This is a genomic window from Streptosporangium sp. NPDC023963, assembly GCF_040639135.1.
Classification (GTDB): Bacteria; Actinomycetota; Actinomycetes; order Streptosporangiales; family Streptosporangiaceae; genus Streptosporangium.
In genome coordinates this window covers 214,843-230,392 of record NZ_JBEZZK010000008.1, presented here as the reverse complement: position 1 = coordinate 230,392, position 15,550 = coordinate 214,843, and the positions used below count along the sequence as shown (strand labels likewise).

Sequence of the window (15,550 nt, the reverse complement as noted above, 5' to 3'; positions counted from 1 at the left end):
ATCACCGCCGCAGCCGGCCCGGCCGCGCGCGGCGCGGACGGCCGGGCTCACCACCGCGCGACGGGAGGCCCGGCGGAGGGAGGCCCGGCGGCCAGGAGCGGCGGCGGGCTCGGCGGTCAGAAGAGGGTCAGCGGCTCGACGGGCACGGGCTCGGGGAGAGGCTCGACCCCGGGCAGCAGGGCTCGTACGTCGTCGTGGAAGCGACGGGCCAGCGCCGGCGCCTCGGCGTTGTCGGGGGTGTGGACGAACACGGTCGGCGAGCGGCCCTCGCGCAGCCACTCGGCGACCGTGCCGATCCAGTCCCGCCAGCCCTCGATCGTGCTCGCCGTGTCGTCCCGGCCGAGGTAGCGGACGATCGGGCGGTCGGTGAGAGCGACCGACCTGCGCGGCATGCGCGGCTTCTTCGACCACGCCTCTCGTTCGGCGTCGCTGGTCGGAGGGCTCCGGAACAGAGTGGTGGTGTCGAAGGGCACCCACTCGGCACCGGCGCGGGCGAGAACCCCTTCGAGAAGCCGTACGGATCGCGCGTCGTCGAAGAACGCGCGGTGGCGGACTTCGACGGCGTACCTGTGCGAGCGGGGGAGCCTGTGGAGAAAGCCGGCCAGGGTACCGAGGTCGGCCGGGGCGAATGATCCCGGCAACTGGATCCAGAGGGTCTGGGCTCGCGGCCCGAGCGGTTCGATCGCCTCGAGGAACGATCGAACCTCCTCGTCGACGCCGGTGAGGTGCCCCTCGTGGGTGATCGTCCTGGGAAGCTTGACCACCAGGCGGAAGTCGGGGCCGGTCTGCCGCGCCCACGACTCCACCGTGCCCCTCGCCGGTGTCGCGTAGAACGTGGTGTTGCCCTCCACCGCGTTGCACAAGGTCGCGTAGGACCGCAGGCGCTCCCCGGGAGGGAGCGGATGGGGCAGGAAACGTCCCTGCCATGACGTGAGAGACCACATCGCGCATCCCACATGAAGCCGCATGACCTCGACGCTATCCAACGACGGCAGGGACGTCGTCCGGGCGGGTGCGCTTTACGGGAGCACTACAGCCGGGCGTCATACGGTAGATCCATTACCCAAGTGAGCATTTGGGTAGACCATCGCACTCGCGACAGATGGGATGTTCCTTAATGAAGGTGGCATTTCTCCTAGCAGGGCTTCTCACCGTGCTCATGGCGGCCCCGGCCACGGCGGCCGAGACCGGATCCGGGGCCGACGCGTCCACCCCCTCCGCCTCTTCCGAGAAACCGGCCTATCCCACCGAGTTCCCCCTCCCGGACGGTTTCCAGCCGGAAGGGATCGCCGTCGGCCCGGGAGAGGCCGCGTACTTCGGCTCGCGCGCGACCGGCGCGATCTACCGGGCCGACCTGCGCACGGGCAGGGGCCGGATCATCGATCCGGGTCCTGGCACCCCGTCGCTCGGCCTCAAGGTCGACGCGCGCGGCAGGCTGTTCGTCGCCGGCGGCACGGGCGGCGACGCCCGCGTGATCGACACCCGCAACGGCAAGGTGCTCGCGAGCTACCGGCTCGCCACCGGCGCCGCGTTCGTCAACGACGTCGTGCTCACCCGCGACGCGGCGTACTTCACCGACTCGACCAACCCCGTGCTGTACAAGCTGCCGTTCGGGCGCGGGGGAGCACTGCCGGACGAGGCGGTGAAGGTGCCGCTGAGCGGGGACATCGCCTACGCGACCGGCATCAACGTCAACGGCGTCGCCCAGACCCCCGACCGCAGGGCCCTGCTCGTCGTCCAGTCCAACACCGGCAAACTGTTCCGCGTCGACCCCTCGACCGGCGTGGCCACCCTGGTGGACCTCGGCGCCGAGTCCCTGGTCAACGGGGACGGCCTGCTGCTGGAGGGCCGCACCCTGCACGTCGTGCAGAACTTCCTGAACACCCTGACGTCCCTCTCCCTGGACCGCGGCGCCACCTCCGGGAAGGTGATCCGCAAGCTCTCGGACGGCCGCTTCGACGTCCCCACCACCGTCGCCTCCTTCCGCGACCGCCTCTATCTCCCCAACGGCCGCTTCACCACGACCCCCACCCCGACGACCCCGTACAACGTGGTGGCCGTCGAGCGCCACTGATCGTTCTCTCAGGCCGGCCACCGCCGGCCCTTTCGACACGAAGCAGGGCGGGTGGGAGCGGGACGACGAGCCGTACTCGCTCCCACCCGCCCCCACCCGCTCCCACGGCCCGCGGTGATCCGCGCCCGGCGACCCGGGCCCGGTGCCCGTCCCGTGATGATGCCGTCCGCGTCACACAGACCTCAGGACGGGCCGCCGAAGTCGACGTCCTTGGCCTCGGCCGTCCCGGCCGTCCGTCCCGGCGCCGTCTGGTAGGTCCAGTACAGGTTCGTGTGCGCGATGACCTGGTCCGGCGGCGGCGCCCCCCACTCCGTCTGGTCCTCCGTCGTGTGGGCGTCGCTGACGAGGGTCGCGTCGTATCCCCTCACGAACGCGCCGTGAAGCGTCGAGCGGACGCACTCGTCGGTCTGCGCGCCGACGACGACGAGCCGCCCGACGCCGAGGCCCGACAGCACGGCCTCGAGGGTGGTGTCCTCGAAGGAGTCGCTGTAGTGCTTCTCGACGAGCGGCTCGGCGTCGTCCGGAGCCAGCTCGGGGACGATCCGCCAGTTGTCGCTCCCCCTGGCGAGCTGCTCGTCCGAGTGCTGGACCCAGACGACGGGGACCCGCTCCCGCCGCGCCCTCTCGACAAGGCCGCCAATGTTCGCGACGACCACGTCGCGCCGATGGGTCCCCTCGACGACACCGTTCTGCACGTCGACGACGAGAAGCGCGGTGTGCGGCCGGTTCTCGAGTGTGGTCATCGCATACCTCCAGCGTGGAGACCCCGGACTTTGGACCGGAGAGGAAACGCGGCGCAGTGCCGCAGGTCTGGTATCGAACACACGTCCACAGTTAACTTCTTGTGGCAGAGCGTGATGCGTGGCGCAGATCGTGAAGCGGGCCTGCAGGTTCCGCTTCCACCCGACGAACGAGCAGGCGGCGTTCGTGAACTTCTTCGCCGAACGCGCGAAGTACCCGACGTTCAAGTCCCGCAAGAAGTCCCGGGCAAGCGCCGAGTACACCCGCTCTGCGTTCACCTACCGAAACGGTCAGATCACCCTCGCAAAGATGGACGCGCCTTTGGACATCGTGTGGTCGCGCCCCCTGCCCGAGGGCGCCCAGCCGTCCACGGTGACCGTGACCAAGGACGCGGCCGGGCGCTGGTTCGTGTCGATCCTGTGCTCGTCGATCGCTGGTTTCCCTCCTCGAAGCTGTGCTCGGCGTGCGGAACCACCCAGCGGTCCATGCCGCTGGGCGTCCGCGATTGGGTATGTGCCTGCGGCGCCGTCCATGACGGTCTTCCCTCGCTCGCGCCGGAATCCTGTGCCCGTCCACGGTAGGCACACCCACCGACAGAAAATCCTCTCCCCTGACATCCGGGCACCCCCGCCCGGTGCCGAAGAGCCGCGGCGTTCCGAGGAGCCCGCCGTCACGATGGTCACCGTGGGTGCTCCCGGCCGCCGCGGACCGGCATCCGGGGAAGCCGGGGAGGGCACCCTCCGGGTCCACAACCAGGGCCGATTTCCGCCAGCGCGTCGGGGGCCGCGCGGACGAGCATGGATCCATGAGCACTCTCCGCGCATTCGCCATCGAGGCCGAGGTCGCCGCCGAGCTACGCGTCCGCGACGACGCCGGGCGTCCGCCCCGCATGGTCACCGACACCGAGGGGGGCTCCCCGCTGCGATGCTGCCTGCGCCGTAGCCTCCCGGGAGAGCGACTCGCCCTGCTCGCGTACGCGCCGCTGCGCCGGTGGGCGGCGCGGACCGGGGGCGACCCCGGCCCGTACGAGGAACTGGGCCCGGTGTTCGTGCACGCCGAGCCGTGCGAGGGTCCCGGCGGGACGGGCTTCCCCGTCGACATGTGCGGTGAGCGGCGGGTCTTCCGCGCCTACGACGCCGGCGGCGGCATCCTCGGCGGACGGCTGGTGGACGGATACGTCAGCCGCGACGCCACCGCTGCGGAGACCATCCTGGCGGAGCAGTTCGCGGACCCCGACGTGGCGCTGGTGCACGTCCGGGCGGTGGAGTTCGGCTGTTTCCTGTTCGAGGTGCACCGCGCCTGACCCTCCCGCGCTACGCCCCGGCGGCGGGATCGGCGATGCGGTACCCCACCCCGGGTGTCGTCGTGATGATCGACGGGCTCCCCAGCTTGCGGCGCAGCCTCCCGATGGTCACGGTGACGGTGTTGGTGAACGGGTCTGCGTTCTCGTCCCAGACCTGCTCCAGGAGGTCCTCGGTGCTCAGGAAGCCGGGGCCGGCGCGCAGCAGGGCCTCGAGGAGCGCGAACTCCTTGACCGAGAGGTCGAGCGGCCGGCTGTCGCGGGTGGCCGTGCGGCGTACCGGGTCGAGCTCGATCCCGGCCGCGCGCAGTGTCCGCGCGCGGGCGAACGGCCGGCGCCGGGCCAGGGCTTGGAGGCGCAGCACCAGCTCGGGAAAGTGGAAGGGCTTGGCGAGGTAGTCGTCGGCTCCCAGGGTGAGGCCGCTGACCCGGTCTCCCGGGGAGCCGGCCGCGGTCAGCATCAGGACCATCGCGCGGCCGTCCCGTTCGGTGATCATCTGGCAGAGGACGTCGCCGTGGATCCCGGGCACGTCGCGGTCGAGGACCACCACGTCGTACGCGTTGAGATCGAGCTTCGCCGCGGCGGCCAGGCCGTCGTGGGCGACGTCGACGGCCATGCCCTGATCCCGCAGCCCCTCGGCCAGGATCTCGGCGAGCGGGCGCGCGTCCTCCACCACCAGGATCCTCACGTGGCGGCGCCTTCCGGCGCGGGCTCCGGCGGCGAGAAGACCGTGGCGCGTGAACCGTCTTCCGGCGCGGGCTCCGGCGGCAGCGAGACGGTGACGCGCAGCCCCCCTTCCGGCCGGGCGTGCAGGGCCAGGTCACCGTCGTGCGCGCCGACGACGGCCGCGACGATCGACAGCCCGAGGCCGGCGCCGGTCTCGGAGCCGGTCCGGTCGGCGGCGAGCCGCCGGAAGGGCTCGGTGAGCCGGGCGACCTGCTCCGGGTCGAGAACCGGCCCGTCCGTCTCCACGACCAGCCGCGCCCCGTCGTTCCCGGTGCCGGTCGCGAGCCGGATCGAGCCACCGCGCCGGTTGTGGACGACCGCGTTGTCGATCACGTTGTTCACCATGCGGGACAGCAGGGGCGGGCTGCCCCGGGTCCATGCGGCGTCCTGGACGTGTGCCTCGACGGTCAGGTCCCTCTCCGCGATGTCCGCCGCTCGGGCGGCCAGCGATTCGGACACCAGGGTGCCGAGCGCGACCGGGACGCGGCCGTGGAGCTCGCCGTGCTGCGCGCGGGCGAGGTCGAGAAAGCCCTCCAGAAGGCTGTCGACCCGGTCGAGTTCGGTGCGCAGCCGGTCGGCGAGCGCCAGCGTCTGCGCCGGCACCGGCACCGGCTTGGCCACGGCCACGTCCAGCGACGCCCTCATGGTCGTCAGCGGTGTCCGCAGCTCGTGGGAGGCGTTGGCGACGAACCGGCGCTGGGCGGCGAAGGACGCCTCCAGGCGTTCCAGCAGCCCGTCGATGGTGTCCGCGAGGTCCTTGACCTCGTCGGCGGGGCCCGGCACGGCCAGCCGTTCGTGCAGGTTCTCGGCCGAGATCCGCCGTGTCGCCGCGGTGATCGTCCGCAGGGGGCGCAGCACCCGGCCGGCCACGGCCCTGCCCAGCAGGAACGAGATCCCCGCCATCACGACCAGCGCGATCACCGAGCCCACCAGGAGCCGGTGCGACTGGACCGCCTGGAGGTCCGAGAGCTGCGCTTCGAGCTGGTGGACGCGCTCCTGGGCGCGGTCGAGGCCGGGTCGCGGGACGGGAGGGGTCTGGCCGGGCACCGGCTGGGTCACGCTGCTCGCGCCGGCCAGCAGGTTGGTGAGAGCCAGCAGCCCCGAGCCGGAGAGGAGGAACAGGACGGCGTACAGGATGGTGAAACGCTGCCGTACCGTCCGCGTCGGTGGTGCGGAGCCTCGCGGCTTGCTCATCGGTCCTCTCCCGTTCGCGTGCGGACCTCCAGGATGGGGTACCTGGCCTAACAGTGACGTGACAGGGGTGGTTCGGGCCGTGTTAGGGCCGGGTCCGTAGAACCGGCCGCATGCGAGAAACCCATGGAACGACCACCGAGCCGTCCTTGACCGCCCATGTGCGCCAGGAGTGGGTGAGGTTCCGCACCCGGGGCCGGATGGTCGCCGTCGCGGCCACGATCCTCGTCATCCTCCTGCTCGGACTGCTCCACGCGATCACCCTCGGCAGCGGCACCCACTGCAGCGACGGCCCGGTGGAGGTCCCCTGCCCCACCGATCCGGCCGGGCCGCACGGCCGGCCGGTGAGCGACACGTTCTACTTCGTGCACCGGCCCCTGGGCGAGAACGGCGGCATCACCGTCCGCGTGACGTCCATGACCGGCGTCATCACCTATCCGCCGCCCGGCCACGACGAGATCGTCCCCGGCCTCGTGCCCTGGGCGAAGGCCGGAATCATCATCAAGGACGGCGTCGCGCAGGGTTCTCCCTACGCGGCGCTGATGCTCACGGGCGCGCACGGCGTGCGGATGCAGCACGACTACGTCCACGACACGGCCGGCCGCGCGGGCGGCGTCTCGGCGGGGAGACCGCGCTGGCTGCGCCTGACCCGCTCCGGCGACACCATCACCGGCTATGAGTCGGCCGACGGCACGCGATGGGCGAAGGTCGGCACCGTCCGCCTCGCCGCGCTGCCCGAAACGGTACGGGTCGGGCTCTTCGTCACGTCCCCGGGTGACCTGACGCTCAGACCGGTCGCCCTGGGTGCGGGCCTCCCGGAGTCGCGCTTCACCCAGGCCACCGCCACCTTCGACCACGTCAGTGTGGAGGGCGGCGCGTCCGGCGGCGCGTGGAGCCACGGCAGCGTGGGCGAGATGGGGCACACCGACTGGGAGAAGTACCACCGGGCGGCCGGGCTCGTCGAGTCGAACGGCGCGTTCACCGTCACCGGAACCGGCGACATCGGGCCGAGCGGCCCCCATGGCGGCCACCCCGTGGAGAGCGGCCTCGTCGGCCTCGTCGTCGGCCTGATCATCGTGCTCGTGGTGGCCGTGCGATTCGTGACCGCCGAGTACCGGCCGGGCGTGACCGGCGGCGCGCCACTCACCGGCCGGACACTGGCGGCGAAGGCCCTCGTGATCGGCGCGGTCACCTTCCTGGCCGGACTGGTCTCCGCGGCGGTCGTGGTGACGGCCGGCCCGAGCATCCTGCGGGCCAACGGCCTCGGTGTCATTCCCGCGTCGGCCCTCACGGGGCTGCGGGTCGCCGCCGGTGTCGCGGCGCTGCTCGCGATCGCCGCCGTCCTCGCGCTCGCCCTCGGCGCGCTGTTGCGGCGAACCCGGGCGGCGATCCTCGTCGCGGTCTCGGCGGTCGTCCTCCCTTACCTCCTGGCGGTCCTGCCGCTCCTGCCCGACGACACGGCCAGGTGGCTGCTGCGCCTCACGCCCGCCGCCGGTTTCGCCGTCCAGCAGAGCATCCACGAGTATCCGCAGGTGGTCGCCCATTACGCTCCGTCGGCGGGCTACCATCCCCTCGCCTGGTGGGCCGGGCTCGCCGTGCTCTGCGGCTACGCCGCGGCCGCCCTCACCCTGGCCGGCCTCCGGTCGCGCCGGAGCGTCCCGGCATCACGACCGCGACCACGCTGGAGGTAGCGACCTGCCGCCTCCTGGTGCGGGCCGGGGTCCGCGGAGGGGGCGGCCGCGCGGATCCCGGTCCGGCGCCGGGTCAGGCCGGGGTCATCCGGGCGACGATCATCCGCCAGAGAGCGAGCTGCAGCAGGGCGAGGAGCACGGCGGAGGGCATCAGCGTCCAGATCCCGGCGCTCTGCCCGATGGCGCCGGTCAGCCAGGGAAGCGCCGCGCCGCCGATGACCGACACCCCGTTCATGACGCCGATGGCCGTCGGCACCAGCCGGGTCGTGGTCAGATCGGGCACCACCGCCATGGCCGTCGGGAAGATGGGCCCGAGGAAGAAGCCGAGCAGGAAGAAACCGGCGGTGGCCACGACCGCTCCCGGCGCCGCCCAGGTGAGTACCGCGCTCGCCGTCACGCCGGCCAGGCAGGCGTAGGTCATGCCGGCCGCGGTCAGTCCCATCCGGGTGGCGAGCGGGCTGATCAGGAAACGGCCCAGGGTCAGCCCGAGCCAGTAACCGCTGGAGATGTACCCGGCGGTCAGGCCGGTCTGCGCGTGCTCCTCCACCAGGAAGGTGAACCCCCAGTTGCCCACGCTGATCTCCAGGCCGACGTACACGGCGAGGAACACCGAGGCCAGCACCACAGCGGGCGAGCGCATGACGGCGGTCAGCAGGCCGCCCCGCTCCGATCCTGAGGCCTCGGGGACCGTTGGGAGCACCGGAGCGTCGGGATACGGAGGCCCCGCCTTCACGAGGGGGTCGGCCGCGCCGTCACCCGCGGGGGCGCGCCTGGGATAGGCCGTCAGGAAGCCTGCCACCAGCGGCAGGCACGCCACCGCCAGTACCAGCCACACAGCCGTCCACGGCAGGAAGGTCAGCATCCAGGCGGCCGTCAACGGGCCGAGCAGCGCGCCGACCCCGAAGAACGCGTGCAGGCGGTTGAGCAGCGTCGTGGCCGAGGGCGACTCCGCGAGGTAGGCGTTGAGCACCGACTCCAGCACGCCGGTGCCGTAGCCGACCACCAGTTGCACCGCCACGAAGGCCACGAACGGCGGGCGGGCGGCCATGTACAGCGTGGCCATCACGTACAGGCCACCGCCGACGGCGAGGGCCAGGCGCGTGCCGAGGCGCTCGAGCAGCGGGCCCGTGGCGGATCCGGCGAGCATGAACCCGGCGGAGGAGGCGAAGAAGGTGATACCGATCGTCGTCATGTCGACGCCGTAGTCGCCGATCAGCGCGGGCAGCAGCACTCCGCCCACCCCGGCGTTCAACCCGGCCAGGACGAAGGTCGCGTACGCCAGGACGATCGGCGCCCGGCGCGGGTTGCCGAGGACGGGCACATGCTCTCCAGCGCGGTCGTTCGATGCGGACGGCTTCAGAACCGTCCGGCGACGGCCGCTCGCGTTGAAGCCCGGAGCACAACGCGATCATGGTAACCCGGGGTCGCCCCGCAGGCCAGATCCCAAAAAATACTGAAAAGCACCGCGTCCACCACCGTGAAAGCGGGCTCAGCCGAACGCGGCCCGCACGACCTGTCCGATCGTGGGATTCCTGTCGATCTCCGCCCTGATGTCCATGAGACTCTGGGCGGCCAGGGCCTGACGCAGTGCCTCTTCCGCACGACGCATGGCCGACTTGACCGGGCATGGCTCCTCGGGCGGCGGCGACAGCTCGCCGATCCTGCCGCAGCAACGGATCTCGGCGCAGTGGAACAGGCGCGCATCGCCCTCGATGGCCTCGACCACGTCGAGGAGCGTGATCTCGCTGAGGGACCTGGCCAGGCGGAAGCCCCCGCGCGGCCCGGGGACGGAGGTCAGGAGCCCCGCCTTGGTCAGTTGCTGCAGCTGCTTCACCAGGTAGGGGCCCGGCAGCCCGTGAGCCTCCGCGAGCTGGCCGCCGCTGACGGGACCCCCGCCGATCATGTCGAGGTTGAGGAGTGTGTGGAGGGCCCACTCGACACCCTTGGTCATTCGCATATTGCGGACATCCTATGTCCTGGACCGAGACGAGGCAGCTGATCCGCCGGTCCTCACCCCCCTGACCTGGTGTTACCACGGACAGCTAACCTTGACATTAAGTATCCAGGATATATAACGTCCTGGATAAGAGACGCAGGCCGCGAGCCCTAACGCGGCCCGGTGGCGGCGACATCCGTACTCATCGTTCGCAAGGGAGAAACCATGAAAGACGTTCTGGTCATCGGCGGCGGTTTCGCCGGTGTGTGGAGCACGGCGGGAGCGATCCGCGCCGCGCGTGCGGCCGACGGCGCGGGCGGCGGCGAGGAACTGCGCGTGACCCTGGTCAGCGGTGGGGACGACCTGGTCATCCGCCCGCGCCTGTACGAGGATGAACCGGAGAGCATGCGAGTGCCCCTGGATCGCGTTCTCGGCCCGATCGGCGTACGCCGCCTCACGGCCACCGTGACCGGCATCGACACCGAGGCCCGCACCGTCCGCGCCGTCGGGCGGGAGGGTTCCGCGCTGACCCTGTCCTACGACAAGCTCGTGCTGGCGACCGGCAGCCGGCTGGTCCGCCCCACCTTCCCCGGCGCGCGGCACGTCTTCGACATCGACACCCTGCCCGCGGCGGCCGCGCTCGACCACCACCTGCGCCGGCTCCCCCGGCGGCGGCCCTCCGACGGCAGGTACACGGCGGTCGTGGTGGGCGCCGGCTTCACCGGTCTGGAGATCGCCACCGTCCTGGGCGAGCGGCTGCGGACGATCGCCGACAGGCACGGCGGCGGGGAGGCGGTGCGGATCGTTCTCGTCGACCGCGCCGAGGTCCTCGGCTCGGAGCTCGGTCCGGGACCCCGCCCGGTCATCGACGCCGCGATCGACGAGCTGAAGATCGAACGGCGTCTGGGCCGCACCGTGTCGTCGGCGACCACCGAGGAGGCCGTTCTCTCGGACGGCGAGATCATCCCCGCGGCGACCATCATATGGACGGCCGGCATGATCGCCAGCCCCCTAACGGCCCAGATCCCCGGAGAACGCGACCGGCTGGGACGGCTGAGCGTCGACACGCACATGCGGGTGACCGGAGTCCCCGACGTGTACGCGGCCGGCGACACCGCGGTGGCCGCCGTGGAAGACGGGCACCACACGATCCAGAGCTGCCAGCACGCCCAGCCGATGGGGAAGTGCGCCGGGTACAACGCCGCGGCCGAACTCCTCGGAACAGCCCTCCTGCCCTTCGCCTTCGACCCCTACAGCAACACCCTGGACCTGGGGAGCGCCGGCGCCGTCTTCACGAACGGGTGGGAACGCACGGTCACGACGACCGGACCCGAGGCCAAGACCATGAAGCAGAACATCAACACGACATGGATCTACCCCTCGGTCGACGACCCCGAGCAGATCCTCGCGCAGGCGAGCCGCCTCCTCAACAGCGAACACGCGGCGGCCGTCACCGCCGACCACACTCTCGCGGCCGCCCGCGCGAGGCCGCACGGCAACGCGGACGACCGCGATCACCGAGACGGTTCGCCATCTCCAGATCCGGCCCGTCATGCGGGAGGGCACGACGGCGATGGACGGTTCCCCGGAGGTGGGCCGAGGGCTTGACGGTCCGCTCCGTAGGTCCTTACCCTGTCGCGGTGTCGAAGCGGATCTGGGAGCATCGCCGGATGGCGGATCCGCACACTCGCGTCAAGGACATCGTCATCGGCTGTGCCGGCCCCGAACGCTCGGCCACGTTTCGGGGAGCGCCCCGTGGAAGGCCGATCGCGGCGCGCATGGGTCCGTACGTCCGGCTCGAACGCGAGAACGGCCCGGGGGTGGGTCTCCAGAAACCCGGCGAGCCGAAGGCTGCGGAACGGACGGGGAGTTCGGGATGACGGAAGTTCTCGTCGTGCTCGCGGGCTGGGCGATTCCTGCTGCGGTGTTCTTCTTCATCGTTTACTGGGTGGTGCGGTTGGCGATCCGGCACGAACGTCGAAGAGTGCCGACGTTACATGAGCGTGTGACGGCTGAACGTGCGGCCCAACGGCTGGAATGGGCGAAACGCGAGGCTCGGTGGAAGGACGCGGAGCGCGACGAATCGTAGTGCCGCCTCGAACTGCGTGAGCAGGTCGTGGGCCACCCGGTGAGTGGTCGCCCTGACTTCCTCCAGCAGGCCCGCCGCGCCGAGCGTGAGCGAGCCCACGCACACCGAGGTGGTCCACGTGGTGGTCGGGTGCGCCGCTTCAGCCATGGTGAGGAGCCGCGGACCTTGCCGGGCGAGCAGCGGCGGTTCGGACCGCGGGCCGGGTCTACCCGGTGGAGCCGCGGACGACCAGCCGGGTGGGCAGGATCCGCGGGAGAGGGGTGACGCCTTCGTTGATCATCTTGATGACCGCCGCGGCCGCCGCCGTGCCGAAGCCCGCCTTGTCCTGGGCCAGCGTCGTCAGCCCCGGCGGCACCAGCGCGGCCAGCTCGATGTCGTCGAACCCGACCAGCGCGATGTCCTCGGGCACCTTCAACCCCGCCTCGGTCACGGCCCGCAGCGCGCCGATCGCCATCTCGTCACCCGCGGCGAACACCGCGTCGGGCGGCTCCTCCAGTTCCAGCAGGGCGCGCATCGCGGCGTAACCGCTCGACAGGTAGAAGTCTCCCTCGACGACCAGCTCCGGCCGATGCTCCAGGCCGAGCGCGGCCAGCTCCTCCAGGTAGCCGCGCAGCCGCTCCGCGCCCGGTCTGGTGCGGGCCGGGCCGGTGATGGTCGCGATGGCCCGGCGCCCGGTCGCGTGCAGGTGGCGGACCGCCTCGCGCGCCCCGCCCACGTTGTCGGAGGTCACGTAGGTGGTCCGCGGCCCCTGGACGGGCCGGTCGAGGGAGACGCAGGGCACCTCCGACGCCGCCAGCGGCTGGAGCGAGGGGTCGGCCCTGCCGTTGTCTATGAAGACCACGCCGTCGAGGTTGTGCCTGCGCACGGCGCGGAGAAAGCTGTCGGGCGTGCCGTCCTCGCTGGTGGCGAGCATGAGCAGGTGGTAACCGCGCTCGCTCAGCGCGGTCTTCAGCCCGATGAGGATCTCCTGGAAGAACGGGTGCCGCCAGCCGGGGCGGCGGTGGTCGGTGTCCCAGATCAGGCCGACCATGTGGGACCTCTTGGTGGCCAGGGTGCGGGCCGACTCGTTGGGCAGGTATCCGATGCGTGCCGCGGTGCTGAGAATCAGCTCGCGGGTCTGGGCGTTCACCACCTCGGGGTTGTTGAACACGCGGGAGACAGTCGCCGACGACACCCCGCAAAGGCGCGCCAGCTCTCGAATCGTTGCCACGGGCGTACGTTATCGCATCTCGCTGAAACCGGTTTCATGTAACCGGTTGCATGGAAGTTATGTGAGAGCTCGCACCGTGTCAACCCACCGTCGCGGATTTCCGGCACGTGACGTTTCTGTGACTTGACAGAGGGTGCAGGTGATCTGTGAAATGTCCCACTAACAGGCCGATGCCGCACCGTTGCCGCGGGGCTCGGCCTTCTCATCGCATCTCGCAGTCACCCTTTCTCTCCCTTCGAAGGAGTCCCAGGTGTCTGCTGGACGAATCCGTCTCGCCGCCGGAGTGCTGGCCGCCGGCATGCTCGCCGCCGGTTGCGGCTCTCCCTCCCCCTCCGCCTCCACCGGCTCCACGCCGGCCGACGGCAAGATCACCCTGACCCTCAACCTGTTCGGGAACATGGGCTTCAAGGAGCTCTACGCCAAGTACGAGGCCGCCCACCCCAACATCAAGATCGTCGAGAGGACGTCGGCGTACAACGACCACCACCGCAACCTCGCGGCGCACCTGGCCACCCGCAGCGGCACCGCCGACATCGAGGCGATCGACACCGGCTTCGTCGCCCAGTTCAGGAACCAGCCCCAGCACTTCGCCGACCTGCGCCAGCACGGCGCCGACCAGCTCAAGGACCGCTGGCTGCCGTGGAAGTGGGAGGCGTCGCTGGCCAAGTCCGGGGCCCAGATCGGCTACGGCACTGACGTCGGCGGCCTGGCCATGTGCTACCGCCGCGACCTGTTCAAGAAGGCCGGCCTGCCCACCGACCGTGACGAGGTCGCCAAGCTCTGGCCCGACTGGGCGTCCTACTTCGAGACCGGCAAGCGCTACACCGCCAAGAAGCCCGAAGGCGCCGCGTTCTTCGACGGCGGCCCCCAGGTGTTCAACGCGATGATCGGCCAGGCCGAGACCGGCTACTACGACACCCAGGACAACGTCGTGGTCGCCACCAACCCGGCCATCCGCGCCGCCTACGACGAGGTGCTCAAGGCCGTGGCCGACGGTCAGTCGGCCAAGCTCGTCGGCAGCTCGCCCGCCTGGAACACCGGCTTCGCCAAGAGCCAGTTCGCCACCATCGCCTGCCCCGCCTGGATGCTCGCCAAGATCCAGGACCAGGGCAAAGACTTCGCCGGGCAGTGGGACGTGACCGCCATCCCCGGCGGCGGCGGCAACTGGGGCGGCTCCTACCTGACCGTCCCCGCCCAGAGCAAGCACCTGAAGGAGGCCGTGGAGCTGATCACCTGGCTGACGGCGCCCGAACAGCAGATCGAGGTGTTCACCAAGCACGGCATCCTGCCCTCCACCGTCGCCACCTACGACAAGCCCGAGGTGACCGGGCTCAAGCACGAGTTCTTCAACGACGCGCCGATCGGGCAGATCTTCACCACCGCCGCCCGCAACCTCAAGCCGCAGTACCAGGGCCCGAGGGCCGGCGACATCCAGACCGCCATCCGCGACTCGATCAACCGTGTGGAGGAGGGCAAGCAGGACGGCGCCGAGGCGTGGACGCAGATGCTCGGGGACGTCGAGCGCATCAGCAAGTGACGCGCATCGATCCGTGAGAGAGCCGGGCGACGGCGGGCGGTCAGGGCCCGCCGTCGGCCCCTTTTCCCGAGGAGCCGACCGTGACCTCCGTCAGATCCGTCGCGCCCCTTCCCCCGAGGAGCCGACCATGACCTCCGTCAGAACAGGGCCCCGGCGCCGCTGGGCCTACCAGCTCGACGTCAAGGGCTCGCCGTACCTTTACATCGCCCCGTTCTTCCTGCTGTTCGGCGTGGTGGGCATGTTCCCGCTGCTGTACACCGCCTACGTCTCCCTCACCGACTGGAACCTGCTGGACCCGGCCCGCGAGTGGGTGGGGCTGGCCAACTACGCCGAGTTGCTGGCCGACGACTACTTCTGGAACGCGCTGTTCAACACCGTCAGCATCTGGCTGTTGTCCACCGTGCCGCAGCTGCTGGCCGCGCTGTTCATCGCGCACATGCTCAACCGCAGGCTGCGCGCCCGCACGCTGTTCCGGATGGGCGTGCTGCTGCCCAACGTGACCTCGATCGTCGCGGTAACGATCATCTTCGCCCAGCTCTTCGGCCGCGACTTCGGCATGGTCAACTGGGCCCTCGGCCTGGTGGGCCTGGATCCGATCGACTGGCAGGCCGGCACGCTCTCCTCGCACGTCGCGATCTCGCTGATCGTCATCTGGCGGTGGACCGGCTACAACGCCCTCATCTACCTGGCCGCCATGCAGACCATCCCCGAGGACCTGTACGAGGCGGCCCGGCTGGACGGCGCGAGCCAGTTCACCCAGTTCCGGAAGATCACCGTGCCGATGCTCCGCCCCACGATCATCTTCACCGCCGTCGTGTCGACCATCGGCGGCTTCCAGATCATCGCCGAGCCGCTGCTGTTCCAGGCCGGCACCGGCAACCCGACCGGCGGCTCGGACCGCCAGTTCCAGACCGTCGGCCTCTACCTCTACGAGCAGGGCTTCAGCATGTACGAGTTCGGCTACGCCTCGGCGATCGCCTGGACGCTCTGCATGATCATCGTGGTCATGGCGCTCGTCAACTTCGCCATCACGCGCAGGATCAGGAGCAGCTGAC

The 15,550-nt window shown here is 70.8% G+C and carries 15 protein-coding genes and 1 pseudogene; 8 read left to right on the top strand and 8 right to left on the bottom strand.

Going from position 1 to position 15,550, the window contains the following annotated elements:
• Nucleotides 1–116 precede the first annotated feature (116 nt).
• A complete protein-coding gene (locus AB0F88_RS24755) occupies nt 117–968 on the bottom strand; it encodes a DUF72 domain-containing protein (protein WP_362688400.1) in 852 nt (283 codons plus the stop codon).
• 155 nt (nt 969–1,123) lie between these two features.
• Here AB0F88_RS24755 and AB0F88_RS24750 point away from each other — a divergent pair, with 155 nt between their 5' ends.
• Entirely contained in the window at nt 1,124–2,074 is a 951-nt protein-coding gene (locus AB0F88_RS24750) for a superoxide dismutase (RefSeq protein ID WP_362688397.1), read from the top strand.
• 182 nt (nt 2,075–2,256) lie between these two features.
• On the opposite strand, the gene AB0F88_RS24745 is transcribed toward AB0F88_RS24750, so the two are convergent.
• Complete coding sequence (locus AB0F88_RS24745) at nt 2,257–2,817, bottom strand: cysteine hydrolase family protein (protein ID WP_362688394.1); 561 nt, start codon at nt 2,815–2,817, stop codon at nt 2,257–2,259.
• A gap of 118 nt (nt 2,818–2,935) precedes the next feature.
• Here AB0F88_RS24745 and AB0F88_RS24740 point away from each other — a divergent pair.
• The 3 genes and pseudogenes from AB0F88_RS24740 to AB0F88_RS24730 form a co-directional block, all read left to right on the top strand.
• A pseudogene (locus AB0F88_RS24740) lies at nt 2,936–3,238 on the top strand (hypothetical protein); the annotation flags it as partial.
• Complete coding sequence (locus tag AB0F88_RS24735) at nt 3,148–3,396, top strand: zinc ribbon domain-containing protein (protein WP_362688392.1); 249 nt, start codon at nt 3,148–3,150, stop codon at nt 3,394–3,396. The pseudogene AB0F88_RS24740 and the gene AB0F88_RS24735, both read left to right, overlap by 91 nt.
• Nucleotides 3,397–3,620: 224 nt before the next feature.
• On the top strand, nt 3,621–4,118 hold the full coding sequence (locus AB0F88_RS24730) for a DUF1203 domain-containing protein (protein ID WP_362688389.1): 498 nt from the start codon (nt 3,621–3,623) through the stop codon (nt 4,116–4,118).
• A 10-nt stretch (nt 4,119–4,128) separates the two neighbouring features.
• Here the strand turns inward: AB0F88_RS24730 and AB0F88_RS24725 are convergent, their stop codons facing one another.
• Entirely contained in the window at nt 4,129–4,803 is a 675-nt protein-coding gene (locus tag AB0F88_RS24725) for a response regulator transcription factor (RefSeq protein ID WP_362688386.1), read from the bottom strand.
• Nucleotides 4,800–6,035: a HAMP domain-containing sensor histidine kinase gene (locus AB0F88_RS24720; RefSeq protein ID WP_362688383.1), complete on the bottom strand. Its 1,236-nt coding sequence runs from the start codon at nt 6,033–6,035 to the stop codon at nt 4,800–4,802. Before AB0F88_RS24720 ends, AB0F88_RS24725 begins: the two co-directional genes overlap by 4 nt.
• Nucleotides 6,036–6,145: 110 nt before the next feature.
• Between AB0F88_RS24720 and AB0F88_RS24715 the strand changes: the two genes are divergently transcribed.
• Nucleotides 6,146–7,723, top strand: a complete 1,578-nt coding sequence (locus tag AB0F88_RS24715; protein ID WP_362688380.1) for a hypothetical protein — start codon at nt 6,146–6,148, stop codon at nt 7,721–7,723.
• Between the two features lie 73 nt (nt 7,724–7,796).
• Here AB0F88_RS24715 and AB0F88_RS24710 read toward each other — a convergent pair whose 3' ends face one another.
• On the bottom strand, nt 7,797–9,044 hold the full coding sequence (locus AB0F88_RS24710) for an MFS transporter (protein ID WP_362688377.1): 1,248 nt from the start codon (nt 9,042–9,044) through the stop codon (nt 7,797–7,799).
• Between the two features lie 168 nt (nt 9,045–9,212).
• A complete protein-coding gene (locus tag AB0F88_RS24705) occupies nt 9,213–9,680 on the bottom strand; it encodes an Rrf2 family transcriptional regulator (RefSeq protein WP_362688374.1) in 468 nt (155 codons plus the stop codon).
• 204 nt (nt 9,681–9,884) lie between these two features.
• On the opposite strand from AB0F88_RS24705, the gene AB0F88_RS24700 reads away from it, so the two are divergent.
• Complete coding sequence (locus tag AB0F88_RS24700) at nt 9,885–11,267, top strand: FAD-dependent oxidoreductase (protein ID WP_362688371.1); 1,383 nt, start codon at nt 9,885–9,887, stop codon at nt 11,265–11,267.
• Between the two features lie 385 nt (nt 11,268–11,652).
• Here the strand turns inward: AB0F88_RS24700 and AB0F88_RS24695 are convergent, their stop codons facing one another.
• Both AB0F88_RS24695 and AB0F88_RS24690 read right to left on the bottom strand, forming a co-directional pair.
• On the bottom strand, nt 11,653–11,895 hold the full coding sequence (locus AB0F88_RS24695) for a hypothetical protein (protein WP_362688368.1): 243 nt from the start codon (nt 11,893–11,895) through the stop codon (nt 11,653–11,655).
• 58 nt (nt 11,896–11,953) lie between these two features.
• Nucleotides 11,954–12,958, bottom strand: coding sequence for a LacI family DNA-binding transcriptional regulator (locus AB0F88_RS24690; protein ID WP_362688365.1), 1,005 nt, complete (start codon nt 12,956–12,958; stop codon nt 11,954–11,956).
• Nucleotides 12,959–13,208: 250 nt separating this feature from the next.
• On the opposite strand from AB0F88_RS24690, the gene AB0F88_RS24685 reads away from it, so the two are divergent.
• Entirely contained in the window at nt 13,209–14,495 is a 1,287-nt protein-coding gene (locus AB0F88_RS24685) for an ABC transporter substrate-binding protein (protein ID WP_362688362.1), read from the top strand.
• A gap of 127 nt (nt 14,496–14,622) precedes the next feature.
• The gene (locus tag AB0F88_RS24680) at nt 14,623–15,549 is read left to right on the top strand and encodes a sugar ABC transporter permease (protein ID WP_362688359.1); all 927 of its coding nucleotides are present in this window, start codon (nt 14,623–14,625) and stop codon (nt 15,547–15,549) included.
• Nucleotide 15,550: the final 1 nt, after the last annotated feature.